The 5,672-nt window shown below is 45.3% G+C and carries 6 protein-coding genes; 2 read left to right on the top strand and 4 right to left on the bottom strand.

Features of this window, described 5'->3' with window-relative positions:
- Positions 1–274 precede the first annotated feature (274 nt).
- Genes A3756_RS11700 through A3756_RS11685 form a run of 4 tightly spaced genes read right to left on the bottom strand, consistent with a single transcriptional unit; the run spans position 275 to position 4,825 of the window.
- Complete coding sequence (locus A3756_RS11700; RefSeq protein ID WP_068553546.1) at positions 275–1,519, bottom strand: UbiH/UbiF/VisC/COQ6 family ubiquinone biosynthesis hydroxylase; 1,245 nt, start codon at positions 1,517–1,519, stop codon at positions 275–277.
- A 20-nt stretch (positions 1,520–1,539) separates the two neighbouring features.
- Complete coding sequence (gene ubiH / locus A3756_RS11695) at positions 1,540–2,790, bottom strand: 2-octaprenyl-6-methoxyphenyl hydroxylase (RefSeq protein WP_068509186.1); 1,251 nt, start codon at positions 2,788–2,790, stop codon at positions 1,540–1,542.
- Between the two features lie 9 nt (positions 2,791–2,799).
- Positions 2,800–4,116 (bottom strand): Xaa-Pro aminopeptidase, encoded by a 1,317-nt coding sequence (pepP, locus tag A3756_RS11690; RefSeq protein ID WP_068509183.1) that lies wholly within the window; start codon positions 4,114–4,116, stop codon positions 2,800–2,802.
- Between the two features lie 43 nt (positions 4,117–4,159).
- On the bottom strand, positions 4,160–4,825 hold the full coding sequence (locus A3756_RS11685; RefSeq protein ID WP_068509181.1) for a UPF0149 family protein: 666 nt from the start codon (positions 4,823–4,825) through the stop codon (positions 4,160–4,162).
- Positions 4,826–4,984: 159 nt separating this feature from the next.
- On the opposite strand from A3756_RS11685, the gene A3756_RS11680 reads away from it, so the two are divergent.
- Entirely contained in the window at positions 4,985–5,191 is a 207-nt protein-coding gene (locus tag A3756_RS11680) for a TIGR02449 family protein (protein WP_068509120.1), read from the top strand.
- Positions 5,191–5,487, top strand: a complete 297-nt coding sequence (locus A3756_RS11675; protein ID WP_068509122.1) for a cell division protein ZapA — start codon at positions 5,191–5,193, stop codon at positions 5,485–5,487. The genes A3756_RS11680 and A3756_RS11675 overlap by 1 nt, the downstream gene beginning before the upstream one ends.
- Positions 5,488–5,672 lie beyond the last annotated feature (185 nt).

The raw sequence follows: 5,672 nt of genomic DNA, 5'->3' as shown, positions 1-5,672 counted from the left end.
TCATCTGATGAAAATGCAGATTACTATTGTATCTAATTTTAATATTTAGTGCAAAAAATGGTACGCTTTTACTAACGAACTCTCGGCTTTCTGTGGCCTGAAGAATGCCCGCTTTAGCTCTCAACCTAAAGCAAACGTTTAAACCCGAAGCCTTAGTTCCACCAGTAAGCAAAAACCTGATAATTTGGCCATTTTAGCAATGGCCTCTAATGGCAAGTTTTGGCACTTCTAAGACCCCTGCGTAGCCATCAACGGCTTACTTAGGCGTACTAAGCTAAGCGATGGACAAGCCCATCGCATGCTTAACCAACTGTTTCTTGATAAAGCCCTGCTTATTTACAAAGTCCAGCCCTGTATTACGCACCCACCGAAGAAGTGGATCGGGTTGAGCAAATAAACGCTTAAAACCTTCCATCGCGCCCATCATCAATAGGTTATCTGCCTGCCGCTGTCGTTGATAACGTTTGAGCAAGGTGAGATTTCCCGGGTCCAGCTCTTGTTGGTCAGCCAGTATCAGCACCTGACTCAATGCAAAAACATCTTTAAAGCCCAAGTTCACACCCTGACCAGCCAAAGGGTGGATGGTATGCGCTGCGTCACCGATCAAAGCAAGCCCCTCAGCGACATACTCTTTTGCATGTCGTTGGCGCAGAGGAATACTATAACGCTCTGACACATCTTCAATAGCACCAAGCATTGATTCACTGGCTTTTGCTAAAGCCTGGCAAAACGCTTCCTTATCCAAAGCCATTAAAGACTTTGCTTGCTCAGGTGTTTGCGACCAAACAATGGAGCAATAGGCGTCGCTCATCGATGGGTCCTGCAAAGGCAAGAGTGCCAAGGGCCCTGTTTCAGAGAAGCTCTGCCAAGCCGTCTTGTTATGTGGTTTCTCGGTTTTGATGGTGGCAACGATTGCGTGGTGTTGATAATCCCATTCACGGGTCGCCATCGACAACCAGGTCCTGATTCTGGAATTCGCGCCATCAGCTGCAACTAATAACTTCGCATGTATCTGACGACCATCATCCAGCAGCAAAGAATAAGGAGCTCCATCTACCTCATTTTGCTTCAGGCTGCTAATACGCCCACCAAAGAAACGTTCAACATTCTCTTGTTGCTTTAAGACCTGATGCAAAGCCGAGACAATATTCTGATTCTCTACGATATAACCCAAAGCATCTTCATATAACTCAGCCGCACTGAAATCTATTTGGGCTGTACCTAGCTGATCCCAAACATGCATGTTTCGATAAGGAAGGATTCGCTCTTCGTGAATATGCTGCCAGGCCCCAACACTCTTAAGTAAATCGCGTGAGGCAAAGGTTAGTGCACTGACTCTTGGCTCAAAGCCATTTACATCCTTAGGCTTAGACGGAGAGTGCTGCAGAGATTCTGCCGACTGCGCGTCAATTAAAGCAATTGAAAAGCCGGTATCACGTAGCGCGGCGGCGAGAGAAGCGCCCACCATCCCCGCACCAACAATCGCAATATCAAATTCTTGAGTACAAGCATCACTCATAAGATTAATTCTCTCTAAACCTAAGTATTAAAATGTGCTTTTCGGTCTGCCAGACCCATTGCTCGCTCTGCAAATATCGTTTTCAAGGGAGCGATGTTGTCGAGACCAACCAGGCCAATATCTCGCGCTAGGTTTAATATATGGGAAGGGTTCGCAAATACTTTGACCAGCTGATCACTTAAAGCAATCGTTTTATTCTGATCATCCATTCTCGACTGACAAAACTTATTCAATGGCGCCAGGGAACGATAATCCAAACCCTGCTTTACTGACTCATCAATATAAGCCAAGAAGGCCGCCACACCACGAATGGCCAAATTAAACCCTTGCCCTGCGACAGGATGTAAACTATGCGCGGCATTACCTAAGAGCAACACACCGGCCCGACATTGCTCTTCAGCTCTGACTAATTTCAACGGATAACTTACCCGTTCACCACAGCGTTCAATCGGACCTAGCCGCTCACTGAAACTCTCTTCCAAAGCTTTACAAAATTCAGCATCGCTCATATCCAAATGTGCCTGTATCTCTTTTTCGTCATGTGTCCAGACCAGTGCACAATCAGACTCCCTCAAGGGCAACATTGCCAATGGGCCTTTCTTAGTGAAGCGCTCAAACGCAACACCTTCATTTGGCAATGCAGTACTGACGTTAGCCACCAAGGCATGCTGAGAATATTTTTCCACTTGATAAGCAATGCCTAATAGCTTCGCAGTGCTCGACTCCGTACCATCTGCAATCACCATCAAGCGAGTGTTTAGCACTTTCTGCTGTTCAGGCTGCTCAATCGAGCTTAAGTGCACTTGATGGAAGTCTTTGCCTTGAGATATATGAGAAACCTTCACACCACTATAAAAAGGTAGTGATCTCTCATACACCTTGCTTAACAAACTCTGGCCCAAGCACTGATTCGGCACCACATAACCTAAGGCTTCCTGTCCATACTCTGCTGCATGCATCCGGGTGGTTCCAAAGCAGCCTTTTTCTGATACATGAACCTGTTCGATGGCACATACCGAAGGCTCAATATCTGTCCAGACATCAAGCTGCTCTAAGATTTCTCGCGTGCCCCAAGACAAGGCTGTCGACCTCGCATCGTAGCTAGGAGTGTACTCAGGTATATCTTTAGAGAAGGCAAAGGCATCAATCATGACGACATCAAGGCCTAGCTTAGATAGCCCCAAAGCAGTGCTTGCCCCGACCATTCCAGCCCCGACAATCAATACATCACAAACACTTTTTTCTTCTAACTGGGAAAATTCTTGAGCCATGTGTACTCCCTAAGACGAGGCCTGCGCCATAATGGCTTCAATATCATGAATCGTTTTCGGGACATCTTTAGATAGCACCTGATGAGACTTCTTGGTAACAGCAACATCATCTTCTATACGAATGCCAATGCCGCGCCACTTTTTCGCCACTTCTTTATTGCCGGGAGCGATATAAATACCCGGTTCAACCGTAATCACCATACCGGGCTCAAGCTCCCTCCATTCACCGTCGATTTTATACTCACCAACATCATGAACATCCAAGCCCAACCAATGGCCTGTTCGATGCATATAAAAAGGCTTATAACGCTCCTCTTCGATAATTTCATCCAGCTCGCCACTGAGCAAGCCCAGATCGAGCAAACCCTGGCAAATTACCTTGACCGCGGCTTCATGAGGATGATTCCAGTGACTCCCGGGCTTCACTGCTTTTATTGCGGCTAATTGAGCATCCAAGACGATTTGATAAATTGCCCTTTGCTCGTCAGAAAATTTTCCGTTTACCGGAAAGGTCCGAGTGATATCTGAGGCATAACAATCCAATTCACAACCAGCATCAATCAAGACAAGGTCGCCGTCATTCAAGGGGCCGTTATTATCGATGTAGTGCAATATACAGGCATTGTCGCCTGAACCAACAATAGCTGGGTATGCTTGAGAGCGAGCACCATTATCCATAAACACCTTGCTCATCGCTGACTCAAGGTGATATTCATGTAAACCTGGGCGGCAAACCTTCATTGCCTCAATATGTGCTTGGGCAGATATTTCAGCAGCCTGTTTCATCGTCTTGATTTCGGTGGTACTTTTTATCAAACGCAGCTCATGTAGTGCGTGCTCCAAGGCAACAAACTCACCAGGTGGGTGAGCACCATTTCTAACTTTACTGCGAATAACGTTGATCCATTCCATGACGCGACTGTCAAAGACAGCATCAAGGCCCATCGAGTAATAAACTTTATCCGTTCCCTCAATCATGCCTGGGAGGATTTCATCTATATCAGAAATGGGAAACGCATCATCGACACCAAACATATCAATTGCACGGTCTGGCCCGGCAATAAATCCATCCCACATTTCTTTTGTCGGGTCTCGCTCTCGGCAAAACAAGATGCTCTCACCGTGCTCTCGGCCCGGAATAATCACCAACACTGCTTCCGGCTCAGAAAACCCGGTCAGATAGAAGAAGTCGCTATCCTGACGAAAGGGGTAATCAACATCCCGGTTCCGGCTTTTAACCGTTGACGAGGGCAGTATCGCAATTGAGTTTTCACCCATGTGTTCAGCCAGATAAGCTCGTCGGCGTGAGAATTCTTTTTTATTCATCTCTTATTGTCCTGAGTAGCAGAATCTTGGTCAGCAATTGTTATTAATGTAATGTCGGTGTATCTGGGTCAATATCGGAAATAGCAGCTTTTTCTTCAGTCGAATCTTCTACTTCGGGCTGATTAAACTCAGCATATAAGTTAAGCACCCCCACCCTTACATACTCCACCACTTCAAAGAACTCTCTTTCACCCTCTTCAGTAGGCTCAACGCGAGGGTCCAGCTGGCAAATTTCAACCAGGTCTTTAAGAATTTCTTCCAGATCCTTCGATGCAGAATTAAGTCGTTCACTTGCAGAAATAGCGATACCTTCCAAAAAACCCCTTACCCATAACACCATTGCCTCAAGTCGTTCGGATAAAACATAGTCATCGTCTGGCAATAATAAGGTAAAACTACTCGAATCCTTATCGATACCCTCTGATACTTGGCTATAAAAAGCTAACAAGTCCTCAACTACATTAGCTTGAGCTGCAACATTTAACTCATCGACGCCCATATGTTCTAAAACCTGAGCTAAAAAGTCATTCGCCGTACGCTTAATGCCGCCGGTAATTTCCCCAAGTAATAAGCCATGTAACTCACTCGGGTGATTGATCGCACCTTGTCGGTTATAGACATTCGCCAACCAGTCAAAATCACTCTCCTGAGCCTCTTCATTTTCAAGCTCATCTATATCCTGCTCGGAAAACTTGTCTTTTTCTGTCATTTATATCGACCTTTTATCAAAAATTGAGCGAATTATACGAGACCTGCGACTGGATTGCGAAAGCGAGTTGACCCTCACGCTAGGCCAAATTATAGTTACCCCTCAATATACCGAATAGTATTGGTTTATTCTTCAATATTTGACTATCAAGGTAACTAAATGGAAGCGTCACAACTTAAAACGCTTTCTGGCAAAGTAGAGCAACTTCTAAACTACTGCCAGACGCTTGAAGCAGACAATTTAGCGCTAAAAAGCAGCCAAGACGATTGGCTGTCCGAGCGGACTAAACTTCTACAAAAAAATGATCTTGCCAAAAACAAGATTGAATCAATGATTGGTCGCCTAAAAGCTCTGGAGCAAGGTTAATGTCCGACGCCAACACACTAAAGGTCAAAATCCTTGAAAAGGACTACCTGGTCGCCTGCCCTCCTGATAAAAAGGACGCTCTAGAAAATGCTGCGGGGCACCTTGATGAAAAAATGCGAGAAATACGCTCGTCAGGAAAAGTTCTGGGCATTGAACGAATTGCGGTCATGGCAGCTCTAAATATTGCATACGAATTGCTCGAAAGTGGTCGCGATAAAGAAGGTGACCAGGAGATGTTGCTATCACTTGAAGAAAAGCTTGATCAAGCTTTGATCAAAGCAAAAGCACAGGCCTAATTGAAACCCTGGGCAATTTGTTTTTTTTCGTAAAAAGCCCTGATTTTTATCTAGTTTTTTTATATGATGGTTTGGCGTTCTGGAATGCTGGCTTGCTAGATAAGTCCTCGAGCCGATAATAACACCTTGGTAATCACATCATGTGATGTGTGCAAGTCCCCCGGTTTATCTGGATGGGAAAGCCT

It is taken from the genome of Oleiphilus sp. HI0086 (genome assembly GCF_001635225.1).
Note: the sequence above shows the minus strand (reverse complement) of the source record. Positions and strands in the feature narration are given on the sequence as shown.